This is a genomic window from Christiangramia marina (assembly GCF_048285865.1).
In the GTDB taxonomy this organism is placed as follows: domain Bacteria; phylum Bacteroidota; class Bacteroidia; order Flavobacteriales; family Flavobacteriaceae; genus Christiangramia; species Christiangramia marina.
Genome location: NZ_JBLVTK010000017.1, coordinates 1 through 431, shown reverse-complemented (window position 1 = coordinate 431; position 431 = coordinate 1). Strand labels below are relative to the sequence as shown.

The following is a 431-nucleotide window of genomic DNA, read 5'->3' as shown; positions in this document are numbered from 1 at the left end:
TCAGTTGATCACTATCCAGGTCCCCAAAATAGATCAGGTTGCTTGATAGATCAGCGACGATCTGGAGTAGAGCCAATAGTTGTGTAGATCATTAACAAGGTTCCCGTAATAGATCCTGTAGCTATGTAGATCCTGTAGCTCAGTTGATCGTTATCCAGGTTTAGAAATATATCCAATTGTTCAGTTGATTCCTAAGTTCAGTCGATCATTATCCAGGTCCAGAAAGAAACCTAATAACTCAGTTGATCGTTACCAAGTTTCCCGGAATAGATCCTGTAGCTCAGTCGATCACTATCCAGGTCTCCGGAATAGGTCAGGTCGCTGTGTGGTCGTTGCAACGTTTAATCCAGAATCTGAAAATTATAATTCAGTTGATCACTATCCAGGTCCCCAAAATAGATCAGGTTGCTTGATAGATCAGCGACGATCTG

At 42.0% G+C, this 431-nt stretch carries 1 protein-coding gene; it reads right to left on the bottom strand.

The window, feature by feature from the left end:
• Positions 1-50: 50 nt before the first annotated feature.
• Positions 51-176: a hypothetical protein gene (locus tag ACNKXS_RS15115; RefSeq protein WP_417921606.1), complete on the bottom strand. Its 126-nt coding sequence runs from the start codon at positions 174-176 to the stop codon at positions 51-53.
• Positions 177-431: the final 255 nt, after the last annotated feature.